Raw genomic sequence first — 24,809 nt, forward strand, 5'->3', positions numbered from 1 at the left:
GCTATGCTGCACGCCAAATGCCCGCGCTGCCGCAGAGGAAATATGTTTGAGGAGGCTACATACAGCCTGGGCTCCAACAGGATCAACCTAAATTGCCCGCATTGTCAGATGTTTTTTGAGATTGAACCGGGCTATTTCTATGCGGCGATGTATGTGGGCTACGCTATGAATGTGGCAGTGGGAGGATTTTTATGGGTTGCCACTTTCCTGATCACCCGAAATAACGATTCACCCTGGCTATATATTGCCACGATCCTGGGTGGCTTATTCGTCCTTTCACCGCTGAATTTCCGGTACTCCCGTGTGATATTGCTTTACTGGTTGTCACCAAAGGTACATTATCACCCCGAACTGGACACAGATACGCCAGTTGACGGGAATAAATATAAATGGTTTCAATAACGAGCAGCATGATAAATTTGTTCAGACCAAAGCTGATCGATACCCTAAAAAATTACACCCTGGTACAATTTTATAAAGATGCCGTTGCCGGTGTAATTGTAGGTATCGTTGCCCTACCTTTAGCAATAGCCTTTGCAATAGCCTCCGGTGTATCCCCTGAAAAAGGAATTTTTACCGCTATTATTGCCGGGCTCGTCATATCCGCTTTGGGGGGTAGCCGGGTACAGATCGGTGGACCTACCGGTGCCTTTATCGTCATCGTTTATGGAATCGTCCAGCAGTTCGGTGTCGGCGGTTTAGTTATCGCCACTTTTATAGCCGGGATACTACTGATCATTATGGGCGTATTTAAATTGGGTAATACCATCAAATATATTCCCTATCCCCTGATCATCGGTTTTACCACCGGGATCGCTGTCATCATTTTCTCCTCCGAGGTCAAAGACTTTTTAGGTTTGAAAATGGGAAGCGTTCCTGCGGATTTTATCAGCAAGTGGCTGGATTATGGCCGGCACCTGTCTTCTGTAAATCTATATGCCCTGTTCATCGGGATTTTTACCTTGCTGTTAGTTTTGTTGTGGCCCAAAATAACCCATAAGATCCCGGGCTCATTGATCGCTATTGTTATAAGTACATGGGCTGTTTGGCTCTTTCATCTCCCGGTAGAAACCATTGGCAGCCGTTTTGGGGCTATCCCTTCTTCTTTACCAAGCCCGGTAATTCCGGGTGTCAGCCTGGCTACCGTCCAGCAATTGATCAGGCCAGCCTTTACCATTGCATTGCTGGGCAGTATTGAGTCTTTATTGTCCGCGGTTGTCGCAGATGGTATGATCGGCGGAAACCACCGGTCTAACACGGAACTGATCGCTCAGGGATTTGCTAATATCTGCTCTTCCATTTTTGGAGGTATCCCGGCAACCGGTGCGATTGCAAGAACAGCCACCAATGTTAAAAACGGCGGACGGACACCTATTGCTGGAATTATCCATGCCATCACCCTGCTCCTGGTCATGCTTTTTGTAGGCAAATGGGCAGCGCTGATCCCGATGGCAACACTCGCAGGTATATTGATCGTGGTCGCCTGGAACATGAGTGAGTTGGAAAATTTTATAGATGTATTTAAAGGCTCAAAAAGTGACGCAGCCGTTTTACTGACCACCTTTGGACTGACCGTACTGGTGGATCTCACCGTAGCTATTGAAATCGGAATGATCCTGGCAGCCTTCTTGTTTATGCGTAAAATGATGCAAACAAGTTCTGTACAGCAAGCTATTTTTTCCGCAAATCCATTACCTGACCAGGAACTTAACATGGAAGTAATACCTGCAGGGGTTGATGTCTTTGAGATCAACGGCCCTTTATTTTTTGGTGCAGCTTATAAATTTAAGGATGCCATGAAAGTTTTAGAGAAACCCGCAAAAGTATTGATCATCCGGATGGGAAATGTCCCTGTAATTGATGCAACTGGTATCAGGGTATTGAGAGACGTTCATAAAGAAATAAAAAAGCAGGGAACTAAACTCATCCTTTCCGAAGTGAATAGTGAACAGGTAATGGATGAGTTAAAAATGGCACGTTTGTTATTTCAAATAGGGAAAAGTAATATCAGAGACACTTTTGAAAAGGCTTTAAAACGGGCGAACGAAGTTTTATCGGACGCTATCGTTTTTTAAATAAATAAATAGCGCAACCATGAATTATCCTGAACAATTATACTATACGACGGGCCACCAATGGATCAGTTTTGAAGCACAGTATGCCTTGATGGGCATAACGAATTTTGCACAAAAGGAATTAGCGAACATTGTTGTGGTTGCCATCCCAAGGGACGGGAAGAGTTACCTATATCGGTTTGCCCGTTAAGCAGCGAGGCAATACCTAAGCCCGACCCGCCGCCAGAAATCGCCACACTTGAAATCCTGATGTACCTTATAAAAATTTTCAGCCAGGCTTACTGCTAAATTCACCTCAGTGTCAGAACCTTTGACTTTGATGGATTTACCAGAATCGCTACAGTTAAATACAGAACATAAATCGCGTTCAAAAAGCTTTAGGCACATTATACTCTATCTTTTTTATAAAGAATTTGGCGTAACTAAAATCGCCTTTTTTTAACCTCCACAATACTTCAAAAGTTGTGGGGACAATTATTTGATTCAATACTTTATAGTTAGCCAGTTTAATAACCCATGTTTCTAAATTTTTCTTGTCCATATAACGTTTCGATTCAAGTTGGATTATTTCGCCCGCATCATTAAACGAAACGATATAAAAGAGCGATAATCCAAGGTAGTTGAAGGTAAGTTTAGCTGTCCGCCTATCAATTGCAAACCATTGAAGTTTATCGCCTGGTAATAAATTTGTTGGATACAAAACACTTTCACCAAGCCAGCGAAGTAATTCGCCCTGGTCAAATGTTTTGCCAGCGCCATCTGCAATAGTATAAATGGAGACCAGCGAAACAACAAGTCGCCCTTTATCCTTAATATACATATCACGGGCTGTAAACATTGTTGTAGAACCTTTCCAAATAAAGCCTGGCTTTTCGGTAGTAGCGTATTGTTCCCCATTTATGTTTATCCAATCTTTATCTAATCCGGTTTTAAATTGCCCATCGTGTGTAATTCTTGCATAACTAATATATGGCTGCCCTTCTTTTAAAACAAGTTTGAAATAGCGCTGTACCGGTTCGGGTAAGCCAACTAATTGACTGTAATTAAATGTTTTGCCCTCTATATTCTTTGACTGCGAAAACAATTCTTTTACCTGATGGTAAAATTTGATTGATAAATTTATCCTCCCAATAACCAGGGTTATTAGCAAAATGCCGGATACTATGAGCGTAATGATCATAAGCTTTTTCATTTTTGAGTTTTATTTTTTATATAAATTCCTAGCCTGCGGCAACAATGCAACAAAAATGATTGCAACCGACAAAAACATATAAAAAGTATGCAGCCAACTTACCGCTTGCAGAAAAATCATTTCGAGTTGTATCCACGCAATTAGAATAAATGCCATATAAATACTATAAGTCCAGGACCAGTGCATATCATGATAGCAGTTCAGTTTTTCGGCGAATGCGGATGCCGGTTTTCTGATTAAGGCGAATGTTAATAGACAAGGCGCTATCCCAAGTAGTATAAATAAAATGATCCCCGGTATTATGAAACTATGAAAAGGTGACTTTTCCAGTATGGATAATGGCATACCTATTAAATTGCCACCTGGTGAAATAATTAACAATCCACCTCCGCCAAGGGCTCCTAAACCGAGAAAGCCCAACAAGAAAATTAAATAATTTCGCCCTTTTGTTGTTTTCATTTTTTGGAAAGCTGGTAAACGGTAAGAATTATGATTATTATCACAATGATGGTATAAACCTGCTTATTGTACCGGGCTAACCACTCCGGGAGGTAGATATCGAAGTTGTATTTTGTGGATTGTGAATATTTGTGGGCCATAATGGTTAAGGGGCACATTTTATTGAAAATTAATAAGGTGATACCTTCCATTAGTATAATTCCATAACCGGCCCAAAGCTTCCAGTCAAGCTTGTTTTCGATTGCTGCATAGAGCATGTAAAAGATGACAAAATTGAAGAAAACCCAAATAACACTGTGGGTGATTTTTATGTTGGTTAGTTTTGAGAACATCTTATTGATTTTTAAAGAACTGTCGTTTCTTTAGCGCGTATCAGCCAGCCTACCGGCCGCCTTAATGAAACCGGTTCAGGATAATTCTTCACATAGCCCGTTCGTAATATAAACTGTACCGGGTCACTCATGCCGATTGATGCGTTAAGGCTTTGATGAATAGCCGGTTCTTCCAGTATTTGGGTCATCGGGTGTATGGCTATATTTTTATCTCTTACTTTTAGGAACAATCGTTGCATCCGCCTCCCGGTTTCAATGAGGCTGGTTACAGAGACATCCTTACTTGTAATTAAAAACCAGCCTGCGGAGGACGCTACCTGTTTCTCTACCTGGTCAATATTCTGATCTCTGAAGCTTCTACCCATCACATTGGGTTTTCCATAAAAGTTTCGGACTATCCAGCCGGAAATGCCCTCAATTTCCATACTGCCGGGGGTAAGTCCGTCCCGGTATGTTCCAGCATCCTTACTGGAAAACCTGATCCAGTCAGCCAGTTCTTTTTGCGCCGCATTGCGGTAGGACTGAACCTTATTGGCTTCGATGGTTTGTTCATTGAGATAATGATATGCTTTAGCCGTCCGGGGAATAAAGTGAATAAAATCGGGTTCATTGTCAACCAGTAGTCTGGTATCTTCCGGTTTTAATCCCGCGGCCAGTATATTTGATCTTACAGTGCGGCGTTGTTTGATGCTTTCGGTGCTGTACTTAAATGGGTTTCCTGACCTGATCAGTTTTACTTCCATTACTTTTTCATCCTGATTAGTTTTGGCAATTAAACTAAACTGACACACATAGCCCAGGTTGTTGGCGGCATACTCTAAATTTTGAATAAATGCACCCATTGATAGTATCGTTTCCCGTTGCGCCGGATCAACAGCCGGCAACCATTTACTCTTATCGTTGCAGATGATCCAATGCAAAGGTTCAATATGGTTGATAAACCAGGGTTGTGTATTATGGCCGCTTGGGGCCAGGGAAGCTAAATATAAAATCTTCCTTTCATCTACAGTCAATGGGGTTTTAAGCGGAGTATCCTGCTTCAAATTAGCCCTAACTAAGTTGCTTTTATCGCTGAAGGTATAATAGGTTGCACCCGCGATAACGATCGCCCCCCCCCGTTACGCTTAAGAATTTTCTTCTGTTCATGATGAGGTATGATTTGTAAAAGTCCTGCTGGCGGCCATTCCTTTTCGCCATTTAAAAAGTTCGAACCATATCACAGACAAAAAGCCAATACCTGCACTTATTAGAAGCTCAGACAAGTTTAGCTGTTCGAAACCAAAGAAGTCTGTCAATGGCTTAAGGTAGATCAGTGAAGATGAAATAAGTATAGTAATCCCGATGATCAGCAACACCAGGTTATTTTTATACCTGATTGTGGTAAACAGCGAATAGTAAAACGAACGGTTGACCAACGTGAGCAAGATATTAGCCGCAATCAGGCAGGTAAATACCATGGTACGGGTAAGCTGTTCATCTGCCCCTTTGCTTACAGCGTATTGGTAAGTGGCCAGCGTTCCGATAGTGATCACCAGGCCTTGAATAATACTGGTCATTAATTCTTTCCAGTTAAAAAAAGTTGTACTGATGGGACGTGGTTTTTGTAACATCGTATTTTTTTCCATCGGCTCATTCTCATAAATGATAGAACAAGTTGGCCCCATGATTAATTCCAGGAAAATGATATGTACCGGGGAAAAGATGTTAGGGTAGATCCAACCCAAAGCCAGCGGGATAAATACGGTCAATACGATGGGGATGTGGATGGAAATAATGTATTGTATCGCCTTTTTAAGGTTGGCGTATATGCGCCGGCCCATTGCCACGGCATCAACCATTTTAGATAAATCATCTTCCAATAAGATCAGTGAAGCGGCTTGCTTTGCAATTTCGGTGCCTTTTTTTCCCATGGCAATACCGATGTGTGCGGCCTTTAAAGCAGGGCCGTCGTTTACCCCATCTCCGGTCATGGCCACTATTTCGTTATTGGCTTTTAGGGCATTGATGATCTTCAGCTTTGCATCAGGGAACATCCGGGTAAAAATGTTTACTGTTTCCACCTTACCCCGGAGTTCTTTATCGGACAATTGCATCAGCGCATCTCCGCTAATGCATTGATCGTCCCCACGGAAATCAATTTGCCTGGCAATAGCGCTGGTGGTTTCCGCATTGTCGCCAGTGATAATTTTAACCGCGATCCCGGCCTTGTAGAAGCCTTGAAGCACTGTGTTAATATTTTTCTTGGGCGGGTCATAAAAGGCGATCAACCCTTTAAATGCAAAATGAAATTCCTGCTGTGTCGGTGGGAAATTACTTCCCGTGAAATTTGCTTCGCCTACAGCTAACACACGGTAACCTTCGGCTGCAAGTACCTCAATTGCTCCGGCTACCTGCTTTTTCTCACTGCTGTTTAAATTGCTGATGCTGATCAGTGCTTCCGGTGCACCTTTAGCCGCGATATTGCGTTTGCCGGTTCCATTTTCAAACAGATGGGTCATCATGGGCGGTTTGCCACCCAGGGGGTATTCATGGATCATTTGATAATCAGGGCGCTCATCCGCAAAGCCCGTTTTTGAATAGGCATCGTGCAGGGCAATTTCCATGGGATCGAAAGGAATCGGTTCGCTCGCCCACATAGCCAGCGTTATCAGCCGCTGAACAGGTCCAGTTGAGATCTTTCCCGTAGCATCTGCAATACAATTCTCCGATAGTGTGTACACTTTCGCCAGGCTCATCTTATTCTCGGTTAGGGTGCCGGTTTTATCGGTGCATATCACCGATGCGCTGCCCAGAGTTTCAACCGTTTTCATTTGTTTAACGACGATACCCATTTTCATCATCCGCCAGGCACCCAAGGCCATGAACGTCGTAAATGCAACCGGAATCTCTTCGGGCAAAATGCTCATGGCCAGGGTAAGTGCTTTAATGAGGCTATCCAGAATATTAGCCGAATGGCGATAGTTAATGGCCCACACGATCAGGAACACGATAACCCCAGCGATCACCATTTTCTTTACGAAATTGTTGATCTGTACTTCCAGCGGTGTTTTTTCTTCTGTAATAGATTCCAGGCTTTTGCCAATTTTACCAATCCGGGTTTGATTGCCTATAGCGGTTATGGTTGCGATGGCCAAGCCGCTTGCTACCGTTGTGCCATGAAAAATTAAATTGTCCGCTGAAGAGCTATCTTTATAAACGGCCAAGGATTCGCCAGTCAGTATGCTTTCGTTGACCGAAAAATCGTTGGAATGTACAATAATAGCATCTGCTGTTATCGAAGTCCCTTCTTCTACCATCAGGCTGTCGCCAACTACAAGATCTTTGCTTTTTATTTCTAAAACGTCTCCGTTCCTGATCACTTTGCATTTGGGTTGCGAAAAACCCTTTAGCTTTTCGAGCGCGTTGCGGCTTCGGGAGTCCTGGTATAAAGAAATGCCTGCCACCAGTACAATTGCTGAAGCCAGAAAAATGCCGTCGCCGGGGTTCCCGCTAATAAAGTAAATACATGAGGTAACCAGCAGTAAGATAACCATCGGTTCTTTTGCAAGTCCTCTCAGGGCGTCAGCAAAACCTTTTTCCTTTTTAAACGATAGGCTATTTGCTCCATATTTTGACCTGGCCGTAATTACTTCATTGTTACTTAATCCCAGTACATCAAAGTTATTTACCGCCATCTGTTTTATCGATTAGTATCATTACAGCCTTTATAGACCGTGGATGATTATTTCATTTCGGACGGAATAACCATCAATGGAATATGCTGGTTATTCTAAGCAGCCGCAGTTGTAGATCAGTCAAACAGGCTTGGGTTTTTCTTCCCAGGATTTTTGACCTGGCCCGTGATAAACTAATGCTTTCATATTTTCTGGTATTAACCCCTAACAGATTACTACAAAATTGCTGCTGTTTTGTTTATTTAAGATGCTGATTATCAATTTAAAAAATGATCTTAATCACTGTTTAAATATGAAAAATGTTCCATTTTTCTTCTATTAATCATACCGTCACAAAAAGACCCGTGATTATCCCCAGATTTACTACCGGCACGTTCTGAATACCAGCATTAATGATGGGCATGATTGGTTAACGGCCCATGGCCAGGTAGATATGATGGTAATGATACATAGAAACCATAGCGTTTGGCACCGTATTTTCAAAGGCAGCCATACACAGCAGATGTCCAGGAGGGTGAACGTACCGTTAATGGTTTACCCAGCCGAGTCCCAACCGATGATTTAGTTCGTTGAGACAACATACTTAAATTGATATCTTATGTTAGGAGAATTAAATAAGGAAATGATTGAAGAATTGCTGAAGACGCAATTGATCGGGCGTATTGGCTGTCATGCAGATGGAGTAACCTATATCGTCCCTGTGAATTTTGTCTATGAAAACCCTTATATATATGCCCATTCCGCAAAAGGCCTGAAAATTGACAACATGCGAAAAAATCCGGAAGTATGTTTTGAAGGCGATAAAATTGAAAGTCTTTTTATATGGCAAAGCGTTGTTTGCTGGGGCACATTTGAGGAGATAACCGACATTTCAGGAAGCGAGCAGGCCATGCAAAAGTTAATACGTAGCATTGAACCTTATCTCGCTAAAACAGAAGATGTACACCCTTCGCATGGTATCGTCGATCTGGCCAGTGAAATAGGAAGTACAAAAGAACTGATTGTTTATAAGATCAATCTTACGAAAAAAACAGGAAGGTTCGAGAAACGGGAATACTCAGCCGGCTACTCCAAGAGCAATGATAAGTTAGTATAATCGCCTTTTATAGTTATAGTGGTTAACCGGATTCCGCTATTAAAAGATCTATACACATCAGGAAACGGTGCTGATTGGGTAAGAGGTTTTAACAATCAGATCACCAGTTTTCCTACATCCGCACATGGCGATGCCGATCCGCTTAAAAAACAACTAAGCCTCTGCATTTAGCGATACAAGGCAAGAAAGATTATCAGGAAAAACTGTTTATCTGATTCCAACTTTGGTACTATATTCCCCAGGGCAATTTTTACAGACAGCTCAAAGGCCAATTAAATCTTACGTTTTTATAAGCTTAAAGCGATAATTCCGGCTGTATTTTTACAACCACTTTTTTCTTTAAACCCATATATAGATCAATTTCAACCTAATATGTAAAATAATCATTATTTATTTAATGCTTAAAAAGCAATTTAATTTATAAAAAATGCTGTACATTTGGCTTAACAATTAGAGTAAACTTGCTTTTTGCGTCATTCGTAGAGTAAGGAACCTTTTAAAATGTAAATTACTGATAATTAATATATTAGAGCGATGGTTCTGAACCCTAGCTCTCCGCAAGAATTTTATCAAAATAAGCTCTCTGTTAAATCAGGGGGCTTTTTTTATGCGCAATTCAATTTAGGGATACAAAAAGGGATACTTTTCAAGATTCTTACTTAAGCCAATTGTATATCAAATTAGTAGTCTAAACATGCCATCACCCCATAGCAGATTATCTTTGCCCCCCTAATCAGGGTTTGTTTCTGAATTATGTTTGTTGCAACTTTAATTTTTTTATCAATTATTTCCAGTAGCGCACCCTTGATAAACGCTAACATAATATAAAATACTAAAAACATTAGCAATTTATTATCTTTGAAAAAAACTTCACATTTTAAAATGTCTACGCATAGCTATCTGACCCGAGAGGCTAATAAAGCCTTTATAAAACGTAAAAATGGTCCCGATGAGGTCATAAGGATAGTACCAGGCCTGCAAAGAACAGCAGTTCAATGCTATTATTTATATACAGCCTTTGAAGAAAGATCTGTTGACCTCGGGTGCATTTTATTCGACCTGCAGGGTTTCTGGATCTATGATGGTGACCTGTTATCTATTGGTGAACAAGAACAGTTTGCAGATTTTATTATCAATTCAATTATGTAGAAAGATTATGAAAAAACAATTAATTACCGGTTGACCATGGCAGAAAAGCAAAGGCTTAAAAACCAAAAAATAAGCCAGAAGCAGTTGCAGGATTATACATCCGACGAAATATAAGCGCTGCTTGAAGCCTTACCACAAAGGGCCAGGGAGTTTAACCCCCTGGCGGAATTTCAAAGTACACCCTCACTCGGTATCAATTTTGCAGAAGAGCTCATCAGCCAGGGTTACTATACACTGGAACAACTCAAAGGAAAATCAGCAGTGGAGCTTTTTGATGCTTTTGAATAACATTGCGGCACATGCGCCGACCCTTGTGTGGACGATTCATACCGAATGCTTGTGCATTATATCGAAAACGGTGACGACAGCAAACCATGGTGGCATTTCACCGCTGAACGCAAAGCTTTTCGGGAACAACATGGGTTCCCCGCCAACCGACCAAAGAAACCATGGCATAAAAGCGAATAAAACCCTGAAATGAATAGCTATCAACGAATGTAGATTACTCCATATATGATTGTACTATTGTTACAAAGTGCGTTATACTTTCATAATTTGACAAAAACAGTCATTTTTAGGCTTAAATTATTCTCTGTGAGATGGTATTTACGTCTTAATCCCGCCTAAAATCTTTTAACGTTCCATCAGTGTTGAATTGTATGGAGTAGCGCTCACGGTCTCCATTGATTGTGCCCGGATACCAGCGTATCAATTTATCCCAAATTATCATATAAACACTGGTGGTTGGTTTGGCTCCTTCAATCTGCGCGGCTTTTTCGTTGTATAGCCGGGCAATGTTGGCTATGCTGGAAAAGTTTACATCGTTTAGCGAAACTAACCTGTTTTCTATATCTGCATTTGCAGACAACTGTTGAGGTTTGGGTTTTGACCAGGTTCCATCCTGATATACATAGTTATCTACATAATCAAGATTTTCGGGATGACGGAGCATAATATTAATGCTGCCATCATCATAAAAATGTACCGACTGGTAAATAAAGATCTCTTTACCCTTGTATTGCCGGAGATTTCTTAAAGCAGTCTCGGCTTTTTCTAACGCTGTAGTGTTTACTAAAAAATTCTTGTTTTTTGGATGTTCAGACGACTTAATCACATGCTCGGTAGTAATATTGATTTTTGACAACGCAGTTGTCACTTGCTGTTGCATTTGAATTATGGCCTGGTTGGTTGAACTATCAACCACCTGCTGTACCTGAACAGGTTTGTTTACCTCCGGTGGGTTTGATTTCGGTTTAAAAGTATCTTTAACACTTTTAGTAAGCTGTTTGCAGCCCGAAATTGTTAAACCGAAAACTGCCAGAATGATTTTAAAGGAGTTTAACGCTTTCATAAGTTTAACTTATTTTGTTTAAATCGCTCGCAAAAGCTATGTTTCGGGGGTCTTCTTTCAAATAGAAAATATCGACGGTTTTCTCCCTCGTACTATCCAGTTCAAGCAGACCTACAATTTTTTTGATACTTGCTCTGTGGGTGTAATTTTGATGATCAATAAACTCCAGCTCAAAGTTTACCATCGGCTGTTCATTAATGTAGGTACCAGTGAGATTGGCAGCAAGCAGTTTAGCAATTGTTCTGATACCTTTAAACTTAATTAAAGGCGCATTACCCGGTACACCGCTTAGTTTACCATCAATAAAACTGGCCAGAAAATTATAAAACAATAATACAGCCGGGCAAATGAGCAGTGGATGTCCAAAGCTCATAAAACGCCAGCCCATGCCTTCACTTTCTGATTGATAAGAATAGATGTAAAACCCAATAATCAATGTGAAGAGAAATAACCAGCTCAGGTTTATCAGTACCATTATGCCTTTATTTATACTGGCTTCGGTACTTTCGAAAATAAAATAAGGGATGTGTTTTACCTCTTTGTCAATTAGCAGGCCTACCTTTTTACCCTTTTCAAAACGACGTTCATATGGCCTCACGTCATTTACATCGGTTTTTTGGGTGATCTCGCTATCAACCAGATTTTTAAACACCAGGATAAGCTCATAGGTGTTATAACCAACATTGGGTGTAGATAAATTGATGGATTCCAAAATCTGCGCTTCACGGTACACGCCGTTTTTTTTCAAACGTTCAATATTGCGTTTACTTAAGAAAATGCTTACAACCCATTTGCGATAATAGCCTGCCAGGACAATGATCCAAAATATCACGGATAATATTACAATACCCAACGAAAGCCAGGGATCTGATGCCTCGATGTTAAGTGGATTTTCGCTTTTAATTCCGTAATACAAAAGCATAGGAAACGGAATTGCAAAAAACAAAGCGTAAAGCATCCAGAATATAGTAAAGCCATATTTCATAATCTAATGGTTTTAGTTAAAAAAGCTGATTTTATGCTATTATATGGTTAGCCAATAAAAGCAAAACTATTTTCGAATGCTTTACCAAAAACGGGAACAGGTTTTAATGCTTTGTTGGCTGCATTGATCATACCCAGTATCCAGAATACAATGATTACCAGGCCGACCATACCCAGAAAAGCAAGCGAAGGCACCATCGATACGATAAAATTCAAAATGATATTCAGAACCATGCTTATTATAGCCAGACCTAATGATTGTTTTAAATGATACCGGAGCAAAGCATCGGCTTTATCTTTTCCTGAAAAATAAGCGATGAGCCAACCGATAAGGGTGATGTACGATACAATGGATAGTGTTTTGTTATTCATGATAATTAGATTTTCGTCTTGCGAAATTGCCACAACAAAATTGCTTAGATCAAGAACGGATAACTAATTTCAGCATTCTACAAAGCGTCTACTTATCTACAGTCAAGCGTCTACAACACATCTACAATTTTTATAAAATACTAATTATTTGTCAATTATGAATTTATCAACCTGCAAATCCAGGCATTTTTACTTACTACAAACTCCGGCTCAAATTACAGATCAGATAGCCGGCAATCGATTATTGATAACGTAGCATTAAATGAAAAAGAAAAGCCTGCTTGCTCAACCGCTCGAAGCAAACAGGCTCAATAAAACTTGAGTGGGCTTAAAATTCAATATCGTCAGCCACATTGCCGCCTTGACTATCGGCAAACAATTGTTGATATTTTGCTCTGTAAGTGTTCTGACTTTGATTATATCCTTCATAATTGGCCTGGATGTCTTGATGTATCTGATCATTCCATAAGGAAGCGGCGATCTGAAAATCTCCTAAAGAAATACTATATTTATTTAAGATCCATTGTGCGCCGTCAAGTCCGTATTCATAAGCTACCTGTCTGGCAACTTCCAGTTCCTGATAAAAGGCTTTATCAGTTTTAATCTTTTCAATATTATCTGATCCCCCGGCCGAAGCAGCTGTTTTTAGGTTACCAAACTTAGGGTGTTGATCAGCAGCACCGAAATACTGGCCAAAAAGTGTTACAATATGGAAAGTGGGGTCTTGTTTCATACGTTCGGGCCAAAGCAGATTGGCTTCCTGCCATACAGGTAATTCTACTCCTAAAGCTTTTGCTATATCGGCTTCACTTAAACCGCTTACTAATTTTGCGCACGCCGCACTGTAATCTTCTAAAGTAATACCGTGAATAGGTGCTAATAATTGATTCTCAGACATATGGTTATTATTTAATAATGATTAATTGAATTTGAATGATCTTGCAGCATACGTTGGTAAAATTTTTCATTTTCCTCCGTCATATCAGGTACTATCTTATTCCACTCATCAAACATGGAACGTAAATATTGCTGGTACAGCTGTGAGTTTTTAGGCCGACTTTCCTCATAAATCTTAAGCAAATGTACTGTACGCTGCTCCGCCAGGCTCCGCGCCTGGTGCAGTACTGTTTGCGCTCCGGTTGAGGGCATAAATGTGTTCTGCGTTTGACAAAACGGACAAGTAATATAGGTAGCGATGAAGAATATTTGGGGAATAGCCATGTTGCCGCCACACTGCCTGCATACAAATTTATCCCGGATACTTTCAAACGCAGCCAGCTGTTCCTGGTAGGCGGTTTCCAGGTCCTGCTCACCCGCGGCGTTGTTTAGGAAAGAGGTATAATAGGCTGTTTTTTCCTCAAAGATATTGTGCCGGTTTATACAATCCATTCTGAAAGCATGGAGTTTGTCGTGATACTCGCGACCTGCTGTGAAAATAAAATCAGAAAGTTGAGCAGTTGCACAATCAATAAAGTAGAAGATGTTTTCCTCCTTTGCTTTATTGGCTTTATTCTGCATCTGGTTAATTTGCCCGCGCAACCCCATCAGCATATGACTATGTGCACGTTTATAAGGATCAGTATCCTGGTTAAAAACCTCCTGGATTTCGGGCACTGCAGCCATACACATTTCATGCATACGGGCTTCCAGTTTATCCAGAAAACTAAACCACCTACCCTGTGTTTGCCTGATCGCTTCAAGCAGTTCGGGGTTATGATATTTTTTATCAAATAAACCAAACATTACCTATGAATTATTTTCCTTCTTAATATGAACACCATCAGTAAGCCTGGTATTTATAAACTTAAAACCACAATAAGCACAGGCAGTAAGACCCTGACTGAAAGCCCGACCTGCACCACATTCAGGACAGTCACGTACCTCGATTTTTGCTTCTTCCTCTTTTATTTTGCCACCGTAATTCTCCTGGCTTATGACCTTTTGTTTCAGCCGCTCCAGATAAGTTAGGGTTCTTTTTTCTTCGTTTTCGCCCATGGTTCTTACAGTAATTTTATGAGTTCTTCTTTTTTAGCGGCGTACTCAGCTTCGGTGATCAACTGTGTTTCAAAAAGGTCCTTTAATTTTTTGAGTCTTGCCGGTATATCCTCTGTTGGGGCAGGTGGTATGGTGTTTGCCTGGTTCATGATCATCCCCATGGCTACTGCCTACCGGGCTGCATCACCCATGGCAGAGTTTTCTTTATCCATGGCGTTGGCTACTCTAAATTGAGAGAATTTGTTCATGTCAGTTACCATATTCATGCCGGTAACATTATCATAATGTTTAAGTACTTCCTCGGGCAAGGTAACACTGGTAATGGTAAATTGGGTTACTTCCAGGCCCAGGTCGGTAAAATATTGCTGGATAAGTGGCTGTATTTTTTTATTTAGTTCAGAAATATTTCCTACTGCATCCACTACAGCTATGTTTGCCTGTGCCAGTACTTCAGCAAATTTGGGGGCAATAAAATCGCGCAGCTGCAATTCCAGCTCAACAATATTCAACCTCGGATAGGTGCCTGCATATTCCCTGAAGAACCGCCCTATATCAGAGATACGAATATTGTAAGTGCCGAAAGCTCGTATGCGTACCTGCCCAAAGGCAGGATCTCTCATCAGAACAGGTGTTGGGGTACCCCACTTAAGATTAACAAACTGATGCGTATTAAAAAAATAAACATCAGCTTTGAAAGGGCTTTCAAAACCGTATTTCCAACCTTTAAGGCGTGTTAGTACGGGTATATTTTCCGTCTTTAAGATGTATTTTCCGGCAATGAATGTATCTGCAAGCCGGCCTTCGTTTAGCAGAAGCACAGATTGGCTTTCCCGCACAGTTAATGCGGCGCCGTTCTTAATTTCTTTATCTGCATCCGCAAATTTCCACATCAACAAATTAGGATCGGGAGTTACAGATTCAATGATCTCAATAAAAGGTAATGCCATGTTTAAGAAGGTTAAATATTTGTGATAAATGATAACCAATTAAAGAATCATTGGTTTACTTTTTTATCCTCTTTTAAAGAAAGAAAACAGGCCACTTGACTTCCATTCGCGTTTTCTTCTCAGTGCTTCTTCGTTTTCGGGCACGGTTTTCAAAATATTGTTCACAGTTCCAATCGCTGCATCAATCTCACCAGCCGCTTTGCATGCATCGGCGTATTGCAGTGTTGCCTTTAACCTTGTGTCGTCCCACTTCCATCCGTTCCGATCATAACAGGCTATGGTGGCCAGAGAAAAGTCCATACATTCGTCCCACTGATTTAAGGCATAGGTGCACTGCGCCAAACTCATATTGGCATCACAGATTTTACTTTCCTCACTTTCATTTCCGGGCTCACAGGCACCAAGCAGAATAGTTAAATTTTCTTTTGCACTGGTATAATTTCCCAGGTTCAGGTATGACATGCCCCGCATGAAATACAATTTTTGAACAGAGTCTATCGTGATCGCATCACCTTTTACTGATTGATAATTATTGGCACAGGCAATACACTGATTATAGTCTTTCAGTTGGTAATAATTTTGCATCAACATATACCATGACGAGTTATCGTCGGGATTTTTATCCAGTTGCTCCTTCCAGGCCTGCGTGGCATCTTCCAAACTCTCCTCATTTAACAGATCCTGACGTATATTTTGAACAACAATATATCTCTCGCTTAACACAAACAATTCCTGCTCATTCAGTTCACTCCCGTAAGTCTTAATAAAGCCGTTATATTCATCTTCTATCCCGGTTAAAAGCTCCCTGGCCTCATCTTTATGACCAAGATTATAAGTTGCCAACAATTGCTTCCCTTTTAAATCAATATAATCTTCAAAACCTAAATAATCGCTGCTATAAGCAGTTGCCTGCTCCAGTACCTCAATGGCTTCTTCATATCTTTGTAATTCGAGTAACGCGGTGCTTAAACTATACAATTGCTCCCAAAAAGGAGATAAAGAATAACCTCGTTTATGTACTTCAACCGCGCTTTCATATTCTCCCAATTCGCTTAGTGCAATGCCATAATTATTACAGCACATGGCGAAGATATGTGGTTCATTGGCTGTACTATCCCCCTTATTATTATAGAAATAATCATAAAAACCATTATAAGAAATTTTGTAAAAATTTGCTCTGATCTGCAGCAGTTCACGGGCGTTGGCCGCATTACTGATATTACTTTCTGATTCGTAAAAAAAGTTCACCCCAGCATTGTAGTACATCACAGGTGAGTCTTCGGGCCATTTTTCTATTTTAGGCAGTTCTCCGTTTACCCGGTACGAAGTTTCAATTAAGCGTTGTAAGCCAAGGGCAAGTCCACCCAGTTCTACACTCTTTTGTAAGTATGGAAGCGCCTCGCTGTAGCTTTTTACATCATACAACGCGGCGCCGGCATAATGATAAGGAATAAGCCAATCCGGATAAATTTTTATATAATGTTGCGCAAAGTTCAACATTTCTACAGTGTCGCTCTTTATGCGTTCTTTAAATATCTTGAGGGCGATAAACATTCCATATATTATCGACTTATTGATAATACCTTGCCGGGTTAGTTCCTCCAGCTTGTGATACAACTTAATTAACTCTTCATCAGAATCCGCGTCGCTCATAAACAGACCTATCTGAGCCACTTCGCCACCTAATTCATAGTCATGACTGTTCAAGGCAAGATTAGCGATCTGGCAATAAATATGAACATCTTTATGTCTATAGGCCAACCCTTCTCTATAAACTTCCAGAGCCTTGGCAGGGTCATTTTTATACTCCAGGTAGAGGTTTACTTTTTTCGCATACAACAGTCCTTGCTCTTGGTCTGCCAACTGCGGTTCTCAGTGGTGTGTGCATGGTTTAATTTTATTAACAGATTCAGATCTTTCAATGCGTGATCTATATCGCCTGTTTGATAATAGGCTTCCTGCCGATAAGTGATAGCCTTAATCCTGGTATCAAGATGAATTGATGTCGCTAACTGATCACAGTAGGTTATAGCTTCCGGCAAATTTAGCCCAGTTATGAAAATGTTGATGTAAGCCATATACAGCATGGCTTCTTCATGAGCAGGTGCTAATTTCAGCACTTCTTCAAAACTATTAATGGCAATAGCTACCTGATCATCTGAGTTTTCGTTATTATAAGATAATTGATATTCGCACTTAGCTTTTAGCAATAGGCCCTCTAAATTCTGAGAATTAAAAAGCAGGAAAAGATTCACAGCTTCAAGGCACTCGGTGTAATTGCCTGTGTTATAAATTAATTGCAGATGTTCAATGTCTACCACGCTTTGTTGCATATAATATTTTTAATAGATATTAGGTGTGAAATAGGTCAACTTACATTTTTCGTTTGGCAATATTACCGCAACAAAATTCATATAACTGTCACAGAATACCTAATTTCAACGTTCTACAAAGCGTCTACCCACATACACAAATGTGTCTACAATACATCTACAGCATTACACAACTGCCTCATTACATGATTATTATAAATAAACCCCATCTACAAACTCAAGCACCTTTGTACTAATTCTCGGCCATTTATAGTAATTTGGCTGCATGACGTTTTTGCGGTACAAATTATTTACAGTTGCCTGTATTATTGGGCTTTCCTGGGGTGCCTTCGCGCAAACTACACTATCAGATAGTTTGCGGACTGTTATTAATAACGTAGTATTAAATGAAAAAGAAAAGCCTGCCTTGCTTAACCAACTGGCCGAAACAAACAGGATCAATAAAAATTATGTTATTGCCATAACGAATGCCAAACAATGCATCTCTTTGGCCTTAAAACACAAAAACTTTACTGAGGCCGCCAAAGCATATACGTTACTGGCCAATATAAAAGCCACCACACAACAGTTTGCTAACTTAAAACAAACATGTGATACCGCTTTAACTATGGCACACAAAGCCAATGACCCTATAGCTATGGCCTATGCCTACTATTCGCGGGTATGGCTGTATAAAACGCTGGGCGATGCGGAAAATGTGGTTAAGTACTGCCAGCTGGGTTTAAAGGAACTTGAAAAAAAAGCCGATCCGTTTATAACCTCCAAGATATACTATCGGCTTTATGTGGTAAATTCCGACTGGAACAACGAAGCCAAAGTGAATTTTTACGCCCGGAAAGCCACCGAAAATGCCCTGCAAGCCAAAGATTATAATCTGCTCAGTAATTGTTACACCGCGTTATCGGTTGCTCATGAATACAACTACAATAAATTAAAAAGCAAATCTGAACTTGACAGCACCTTATTTTACCTGAATCGATCAGAAATGCTTTACAGGCAATATCCTGGTCAGGTGGCTGATAATACATATGCCATAGCCTGCATTAATATTGCAAATGCCTATTTAAAATATTTTCCTGAAACGGATAAAAACGCAAAGGAACTGGGTATCCGATATGCTGGAATTGCCCGGTCTGTATCAAAAAGTGCAGGTAACAATCAGGAAATTGTAGCCAGCAGCTTAGGCATACTAAGCGAATATGCCCGGCGTAGTGGTAACAGCGCCCAACAGGAAAATTATTTGCAGGAAGCTTATAATGTAATGAAAACTGAACAGCCTCCTTATTATTATACCATGATCAATGTAGTACAAGCCTTATCAGATTTTTATGAAAAAAAAGGCGATCATCAGCAGGCGCTTGGCTTTCAGAAAGAGTTAACGGAATACACAAGGAAAAACTTCAACCAGCAACAAGCCCTAAATACGCAAAAACTGGAAATACAGTATGAAACTGAGAAAAAAAACAGTGAAATGCAGGTATTGAAAGAACAGGAAAAGAATCGCAGGTTACAAAATTATCTTTATGGCTATATCGCACTCGCCTCTCTTGTAGGTTTGTTATTTATGTTCCGCTCCTACCATTTTAAATTACGTTATTCCCTGCAACGGGAAAAACAATTGCAACTGGAAAACCAGGAGTCAGAATTGCAGGTAAAATTAGAAAAAGAAGAACAGGCCAGACTAATGGCAGAACAACAGTTACTGGAAACACAACAGCAGCAGTTAAAATTAGAAGTTATGGCCAACACGCTTCAACTGGAGCATAAGAACCGGATGCTGCATCATATAAAGAACAAGCTCACCGAAGGTGATCCTGTAAATATGCAGCGTATACTAAAGGAAGAAATGATGTTGGATAATGACTTTGAACATGCAACATTGCAGATACAACGCGTGCATCCCGATTTTTTTCATCTTCTTAATGATAAGGCTAAAAGAAAACTAACCCTGCTTGATTTAAAACTTTGCGCATACCTCTATCTTAAAATGGATACACGGCAAATTTCCCAACTCATGCATATTGAGGCTAAAAGCGTAAGAATGAGCCGTTACAGAATAAAACAAAAATTAGGACTGGAAAAAGAAGAGAATCTCAATATCTTTCTACAAAAAATTGGGTAATTAAAAAGTCGATTAAGCATAAGAAGAGCATTTAAGCTTCGGTAGCTTTGCAAATTAAACAGGAAGCGATGTCCTGGCATATTTTGCGTTTGATCAGGAATATCATATACAACGGGAGCTTAGAGTTTTGCTATGGTTTAATTTATGGCCTAATATACTTCGATAACAAAATACTTAAACCGATAAAAGCGGGGTATCTCACTCCCGACTTTATTAATCAGTTTAAATACTAAAGGACTCACGCCATGTAAGACGTGGGTCCGAAATTCTAATAGTATCCCGTTGATTTTATCCAAATGTATTCGAAACTGCCACTTCGTGAAAGGTAGCTTCAGGATCAATTTTTTAAGAATGAATAATCGGTATATCCCTTTTCTCCCCCACCATACATTGTAGCTCCGTCCGGTACATTCAGCTCAGCATTCAATTCAAACCGTTTAGGCAAATCGGGGTTGGCCAGAAATAATGAGCCGTAAGAGATTATTTTAGCGATCCCCTTTTCCAGTTCTGCTTCCCCGCTATCTTTATTGAAACCTGCATTGGCAATTACCAGATGGTTGCTTATGCTGCCAAAAGTTTCCACAGCATTCTCAGGATAGTGCGGGTAATTATCCAAAGGGAACATGCCATTCATCAAATGAATATAGGCCAATGGCAATTCATTCAATGCTTCGATCAAAGGTTTGAATTGAGCAACAGGATCGCTGTTTTCTATATTGTTATAATAGACAGTTGGCGATAGCTTAATGCCAACTTTATCACTTCCCGACGCATCAACCAGCTCCCGCATAACTTCCAACACGAAGCGGTTCCTGTTCTCAATGCTGCCACCATACTCATCAGTCCGGAGGTTTGCGCTTTCCGATAAAAATTGGTTAGGTAAATATCCAAATGCTGCGTGTAATTCAACACCATCAAAACCGGCATCGATAGCATTCCTAGCGGCCAGACCGTAATCTTTTACGATCTGCTTGATCTCTGCAGTAGTCAGTTCCTGAGGCGTTTCATAATCTTTCATTCCCTGAGAAGTGAAATGCTGCTGCCCTTTTATCCCGATCGCCGACGGTGCTACAGGAAGTTTCCCTTTTCTATCCACTGAATGACCGACACGTCCGGTATGCCAAAGCTGGGCATAGATCACCCCTCCGTTATCATGAACGGATGTTGTTACTTTCTTCCAGGCATCAATTTGCTCCTGGCTGTACAGGCCGGGTGTCAGGGGGCTACCCAGCGCCTGTTCCGAGATATTGATGGCCTCCGTAAGGAGGAGGCCCGCAGTGGCACGTTGTGTATAGTATAATACGGTCAGGTCTGATACGACACCTTCGCTATTGGCTCGGCTGCGGGTCATGGGTGCCATCGCGATGGCGTTCTGCAATGTTTCTTTTGCTAATGTTACTTTTTCTAATAATTTCATGGTCTCTTTATTATTTTGTTGTTATTGTAAATCGTACTGTTTAATCCGGAAGATTTCTTTCTTTAGATCAGCCCCTTGTCACGGCAGTATTGTGCCACGCTTTCTTCAACAGTTGGCAGCTCTCCGAAAAGTTCTTTTTGTCTTTGCGGGTTTTTGCTTATATATACACCAGTATCTATCCACCTGATCATTTCATACATATCTTTGATGTTGTCATTGAAACGGCCTATGACCGGCAGGACGTATTTCACCACGAATGGAGGCATAACCGGCTTGACTTCTATGTTCTTTTTAAGAACACTTGCAAACGCAGCTGCCAGTATCTTCTCGTTAACCGGTCTGTCCCAGCCGATATCTATGGAAGTGTTTAATTCTGAATCCGGTAAAGCAACCGCTGCCATAGCGGCATACCTGGCAAGTTGGGGGGTATAAATGATCCCGTAAGTCCCGGTCAGGAAGGTTGGCAGTATACCTTTGGTTATCTTACCGATAATAAAATCCGGTGTCTGATCAAGAAACGCTCCCGGCCTGAGGGCAATATAGGGCTGCCCTTTTTCTTTCAGGTATTTTTCGATCAGGTATTTATTATAAAAGTGAGGTACCGATCTGGCTTTATCCGATTCAAGGATGGAGATCAGTACAAATCGCGGAATTCTGGCTTCTTTCGCAGCGTCCACCAGGTTTTGGTAACCGATCGTATCAGTTGTGGAATTATCGCCTTTTTTCCGGCGGGTATAACCGGCGGCACTGGCTACAATGACATCAAACCCATGCGCAGGTGAAAGTGCTTGCCTTAAAGAGGCTGCGTCCATCATGTCACCCACGACAAAATTCTTGACACCCATTTTAGTGAGTTCACTTCTATTGCTGCTGGCTCTGACCATAGCAGTAACTTCTGCTCCCTGCTCAAGGAGCTCTTTCACGATCTGACTCCCCAGCATTCCGGTTGCACCGGCGACAATAACTTTCTTATTTTTCATTTTTAAATTGTTCATTAAGCCTGGTTACAGGCATTATCATCATTTAGCTGATTAATTATACTATTGGGCTACTACAAGAACAACTTTACCGTTGACCCCGCCAGCCGACACATAATCCTGGGCTTGCGCAGCTTGCTCTAATCTGAAAGTTTTTGCAACGATGGGACGGAGCTTGCCTTCATTTACCAGAGCTAAGCCTGCGGTCAAACTATTTGCTGAGATATTAGAACGAATAAATCGTGCGTCAACTTTGTACTTTTCAGCCAATTTTGTGGACGGCGAGGTTGCTATACTGAACAACTTGCCTCCGGGCCTTAATACTTCAAAAAGTTTATGCTGAGATTCGCCGCCGGCGCAATCCGCCACCAGGTCAACATCCTTAACCAGTACTGTAACGTCTTGTGATTTATAATCTATTGCCTCATCTGCGCCAAGGCTCTTTACTAACGCTATGCCTTGTCCGGATGCCGTAGCTATGACATAGGCCCCTGCGTTTTTTGCCATTTGTACCATGGTGGCTCCTGTTGCACCGGCCGCCCCCTGGATTAAAACTTTTTGACCTTTCGCTAAATTCCCCTCACTGAACAATACCGATTGGGCAGTGCCTATATTAACAACCAATGAGGTTGCTTCTTCGAATGATGTATTGGTGGGTTTTAAGGCAACATGGCTCTCATTTGCCAGCGCATACTCGGCATACCCACTTGTTGAAGTCACAGCGATCACCTGATCACCTGCTTTAAATTGGGTTACTTTTTCACCGGTGGCGATAACGATCCCCGCTACATCTGCACCTGGTACAAACGGCAAGCTGACAGGACGTATGTGTTGCATAATTCCACTGCGTAATTTGATATCCAAGGGATTTACGCTGGCTGCTTTAACTTGAATTAAAACTTCATTTTCATTGTTTATCTCAGGCTGAGGGATCTCTACCACCTCTATCACATTGGAATTACCAAATGCCTTATATTGTATTGCTTTCATTATTTTGAACTATAAAATGGATTCTCAAAAGGCGTGAATAACTTTTCCTTTTTTGTCATACTTAATTATAGAAACAAAATTAAAAATTATTAAATGGGCAAAATAACCGGAAAAGGCGGAAGAATAGTCCTATCCGACAAATGGTGTTTAAAGTTGAGGAGGAAAGAAGACCTATGCAGTGTACGAGAACTTCTTTGGCGTAATGCCATACTGCTTTTCAAATAACCTGCTGAAGTGGCTAAGGTTTGAAAATCCCAACTCATAACCAACCTCAGAAACGGAATGCTTAGCCTGTTTCAACAGAAAAGCGGCTTCTTCCATCCTTGCCTTCTGATAATAATTATAGATTGCATCACCAAATGTTTGCTTAAAAAGTTGCTTAAGTTTCGTTTCACTCATCGAAGCGATTGTAGCTAATTCACTTAAAACCGGCGGAGTACTCAAATCACTCAATATTCCGTTGCGAATGACCAAAAGTTTTTCTGCATCGTTGCTATTTATACTCTTAAAAGTCGTATTCTCCCTAAGCGACAGCTTACTAAAAAGCAAGTACATTAATTCCTGTACCTTAATTTGTACATAGAAATTATTCAGGGAGTTATTCATGTCGACGGATACAATATTTTTAAGCAGCAATTGCATTTCAGGATCCAAACTTTCGAAAAAGAGAAAGGACGCATTTTCCGCTGTAATGGTTTCTATTGTAGTATTAGGCTTTTCAATAGATAGCACTGAGCGTAGTCTGTTAGCAGTGATGCCAACTACAACATATTGAATGTTGCTGCCGGCAGGAAAACGGATTTCCGTGCGCAAATCATTTGATGACAGGAGTATAGAAGAATCATTTTTTTGTGAGCATGGTATGTTTGTCTTATTATGATATTTAACTTCAAGATCTTCCCTGTCATTATAAAAGAAAATGGTACGGACATCATTAGCTATTGCAGCAGGATTGCGTTTAACAATCAGATCTTCTTTCAATACATACCGATGGATCGTTAACTTAAAATCATCCCCAAACCCAACTTTACGTACATAACCTTCTCCAAGTGTCTTCGGGATTTCCAATACATTATCCCTTACAGGCACATTGATCTGTTTTGAGAACAGTGTTATAAAGTCAAAACCCGGGGCTGTTGTAAATTCAAAAATCATTGCAAGAAGTAACTAGTTAATACATCTAAGGTTATGTAAGTTTCTTAAAATTTAAGTCAATGTATTACATTTTAATAATTTAGAATATCATCCCCCTCTTAAAGGCACAATTCCGTCAGTTTAAAGACAAAAAAATAACGCTGTGATAATCAAATATACACACCTTTCTTCACGCTTGATCAATTAACG

25 protein-coding genes and 1 pseudogene are annotated in these 24,809 nt (G+C 40.7%); 7 read left to right on the forward strand and 19 right to left on the reverse strand.

Translation table 11 applies throughout. From position 1 onward, the window contains the following. From AC1DQW_RS18195 to AC1DQW_RS18205, 3 genes are all read left to right on the forward strand, one after another. Positions 1–402, forward strand: a 402-nt coding sequence (locus AC1DQW_RS18195; RefSeq protein ID WP_477455381.1) for a DUF983 domain-containing protein, incomplete at its 5' end; no start/stop codon positions are given. Positions 403–410: 8 nt separating this feature from the next. Further along, positions 411–2,075 (forward strand): SulP family inorganic anion transporter, encoded by a 1,665-nt coding sequence (locus AC1DQW_RS18200; RefSeq protein ID WP_477419989.1) that lies wholly within the window; start codon positions 411–413, stop codon positions 2,073–2,075. 19 nt (positions 2,076–2,094) lie between these two features. Further along, positions 2,095–2,265 (forward strand): biotin/lipoyl attachment domain-containing protein, encoded by a 171-nt coding sequence (locus tag AC1DQW_RS18205; RefSeq protein ID WP_477419988.1) that lies wholly within the window; start codon positions 2,095–2,097, stop codon positions 2,263–2,265. Between the two features lie 177 nt (positions 2,266–2,442). Here the strand turns inward: AC1DQW_RS18205 and AC1DQW_RS18210 are convergent, their stop codons facing one another. The 5 genes from AC1DQW_RS18210 to AC1DQW_RS18230 all read right to left on the reverse strand — a co-directional run bounded on the left by AC1DQW_RS18210 (position 2,443) and on the right by AC1DQW_RS18230 (position 7,732). Further along, positions 2,443–3,267, reverse strand: coding sequence for a DUF6544 family protein (locus tag AC1DQW_RS18210; protein WP_477419987.1), 825 nt, complete (start codon positions 3,265–3,267; stop codon positions 2,443–2,445). A 9-nt stretch (positions 3,268–3,276) separates the two neighbouring features. Further along, on the reverse strand, positions 3,277–3,726 hold the full coding sequence (locus AC1DQW_RS18215; RefSeq protein ID WP_477455382.1) for a hypothetical protein: 450 nt from the start codon (positions 3,724–3,726) through the stop codon (positions 3,277–3,279). After that, a complete protein-coding gene (locus AC1DQW_RS18220) occupies positions 3,723–4,058 on the reverse strand; it encodes a hypothetical protein (protein WP_477419985.1) in 336 nt (111 codons plus the stop codon). Before AC1DQW_RS18220 ends, AC1DQW_RS18215 begins: the two co-directional genes overlap by 4 nt. Positions 4,059–4,069: 11 nt before the next feature. After that, the gene (locus tag AC1DQW_RS18225; RefSeq protein ID WP_477419984.1) at positions 4,070–5,101 is read right to left on the reverse strand and encodes an Acg family FMN-binding oxidoreductase; all 1,032 of its coding nucleotides are present in this window, start codon (positions 5,099–5,101) and stop codon (positions 4,070–4,072) included. 99 nt (positions 5,102–5,200) lie between these two features. Next, positions 5,201–7,732 carry a cation-translocating P-type ATPase gene (locus AC1DQW_RS18230; RefSeq protein ID WP_477419983.1) on the reverse strand — a complete coding sequence of 844 codons (2,532 nt, stop codon included), beginning with the start codon at positions 7,730–7,732 and terminating at the stop codon, positions 5,201–5,203. Positions 7,733–8,330: 598 nt separating this feature from the next. On the opposite strand from AC1DQW_RS18230, the gene AC1DQW_RS18235 reads away from it, so the two are divergent. The 3 genes and pseudogenes from AC1DQW_RS18235 to AC1DQW_RS18245 all read left to right on the forward strand — a co-directional run bounded on the left by AC1DQW_RS18235 (position 8,331) and on the right by AC1DQW_RS18245 (position 10,445). Continuing rightward, the gene (locus AC1DQW_RS18235; protein ID WP_477455383.1) at positions 8,331–8,828 is read left to right on the forward strand and encodes a pyridoxamine 5'-phosphate oxidase family protein; all 498 of its coding nucleotides are present in this window, start codon (positions 8,331–8,333) and stop codon (positions 8,826–8,828) included. A gap of 882 nt (positions 8,829–9,710) precedes the next feature. After that, positions 9,711–9,977 carry a hypothetical protein gene (locus tag AC1DQW_RS18240; protein ID WP_477455384.1) on the forward strand — a complete coding sequence of 89 codons (267 nt, stop codon included), beginning with the start codon at positions 9,711–9,713 and terminating at the stop codon, positions 9,975–9,977. 159 nt (positions 9,978–10,136) lie between these two features. Next, positions 10,137–10,445: pseudogene (locus AC1DQW_RS18245) on the forward strand (helix-hairpin-helix domain-containing protein). Between the two features lie 145 nt (positions 10,446–10,590). Here AC1DQW_RS18245 and AC1DQW_RS18250 read toward each other — a convergent pair. The 10 genes from AC1DQW_RS18250 to AC1DQW_RS18295 form a co-directional block, all read right to left on the reverse strand. Then, positions 10,591–11,328 carry a hypothetical protein gene (locus AC1DQW_RS18250; protein ID WP_477455385.1) on the reverse strand — a complete coding sequence of 246 codons (738 nt, stop codon included), beginning with the start codon at positions 11,326–11,328 and terminating at the stop codon, positions 10,591–10,593. A 4-nt stretch (positions 11,329–11,332) separates the two neighbouring features. Next, positions 11,333–12,313: a hypothetical protein gene (locus AC1DQW_RS18255; protein ID WP_477455386.1), complete on the reverse strand. Its 981-nt coding sequence runs from the start codon at positions 12,311–12,313 to the stop codon at positions 11,333–11,335. A gap of 47 nt (positions 12,314–12,360) precedes the next feature. After that, positions 12,361–12,684: a magnetosome magnetite crystal formation protein family gene (locus AC1DQW_RS18260; RefSeq protein WP_477455387.1), complete on the reverse strand. Its 324-nt coding sequence runs from the start codon at positions 12,682–12,684 to the stop codon at positions 12,361–12,363. Between the two features lie 328 nt (positions 12,685–13,012). Beyond that, a complete protein-coding gene (locus AC1DQW_RS18265; protein WP_477455388.1) occupies positions 13,013–13,582 on the reverse strand; it encodes a DUF6620 family protein in 570 nt (189 codons plus the stop codon). A gap of 11 nt (positions 13,583–13,593) precedes the next feature. Continuing rightward, positions 13,594–14,427, reverse strand: a complete 834-nt coding sequence (locus tag AC1DQW_RS18270) for a hypothetical protein (RefSeq protein WP_477455389.1) — start codon at positions 14,425–14,427, stop codon at positions 13,594–13,596. 3 nt (positions 14,428–14,430) lie between these two features. Continuing rightward, on the reverse strand, positions 14,431–14,679 hold the full coding sequence (locus AC1DQW_RS18275; protein ID WP_477455390.1) for a hypothetical protein: 249 nt from the start codon (positions 14,677–14,679) through the stop codon (positions 14,431–14,433). 5 nt (positions 14,680–14,684) lie between these two features. Beyond that, the gene (locus AC1DQW_RS18280) at positions 14,685–14,828 is read right to left on the reverse strand and encodes an SHOCT domain-containing protein (RefSeq protein ID WP_477455391.1); all 144 of its coding nucleotides are present in this window, start codon (positions 14,826–14,828) and stop codon (positions 14,685–14,687) included. Positions 14,829–14,849: 21 nt separating this feature from the next. After that, positions 14,850–15,626 carry an SPFH domain-containing protein gene (locus AC1DQW_RS18285; protein WP_477455392.1) on the reverse strand — a complete coding sequence of 259 codons (777 nt, stop codon included), beginning with the start codon at positions 15,624–15,626 and terminating at the stop codon, positions 14,850–14,852. A 63-nt stretch (positions 15,627–15,689) separates the two neighbouring features. Continuing rightward, the gene (locus tag AC1DQW_RS18290; protein ID WP_477455393.1) at positions 15,690–17,489 is read right to left on the reverse strand and encodes a tetratricopeptide repeat protein; all 1,800 of its coding nucleotides are present in this window, start codon (positions 17,487–17,489) and stop codon (positions 15,690–15,692) included. Continuing rightward, a complete protein-coding gene (locus AC1DQW_RS18295; protein WP_477455394.1) occupies positions 17,447–17,959 on the reverse strand; it encodes a tetratricopeptide repeat protein in 513 nt (170 codons plus the stop codon). Before AC1DQW_RS18295 ends, AC1DQW_RS18290 begins: the two co-directional genes overlap by 43 nt. Before the next feature lie 265 nt (positions 17,960–18,224). Here AC1DQW_RS18295 and AC1DQW_RS18300 point away from each other — a divergent pair, with 265 nt between their 5' ends. After that, positions 18,225–20,081, forward strand: coding sequence for a helix-turn-helix transcriptional regulator (locus tag AC1DQW_RS18300; RefSeq protein WP_477455395.1), 1,857 nt, complete (start codon positions 18,225–18,227; stop codon positions 20,079–20,081). A 337-nt stretch (positions 20,082–20,418) separates the two neighbouring features. Here the strand turns inward: AC1DQW_RS18300 and AC1DQW_RS18305 are convergent, their stop codons facing one another. From AC1DQW_RS18305 to AC1DQW_RS18320, 4 genes are all read right to left on the reverse strand, one after another. Next, complete coding sequence (locus tag AC1DQW_RS18305) at positions 20,419–21,498, reverse strand: alkene reductase (protein ID WP_477455396.1); 1,080 nt, start codon at positions 21,496–21,498, stop codon at positions 20,419–20,421. Between the two features lie 62 nt (positions 21,499–21,560). Continuing rightward, positions 21,561–22,478, reverse strand: coding sequence for an NAD(P)H-binding protein (locus tag AC1DQW_RS18310; protein WP_477455397.1), 918 nt, complete (start codon positions 22,476–22,478; stop codon positions 21,561–21,563). Positions 22,479–22,538: 60 nt separating this feature from the next. Next, a complete protein-coding gene (locus tag AC1DQW_RS18315; RefSeq protein WP_477455398.1) occupies positions 22,539–23,465 on the reverse strand; it encodes an NADP-dependent oxidoreductase in 927 nt (308 codons plus the stop codon). 171 nt (positions 23,466–23,636) lie between these two features. Further along, positions 23,637–24,620: a helix-turn-helix domain-containing protein gene (locus AC1DQW_RS18320; RefSeq protein ID WP_477455399.1), complete on the reverse strand. Its 984-nt coding sequence runs from the start codon at positions 24,618–24,620 to the stop codon at positions 23,637–23,639. Positions 24,621–24,809 lie beyond the last annotated feature (189 nt).

It is taken from the genome of Mucilaginibacter sp. P5_A4, assembly GCF_056400605.1.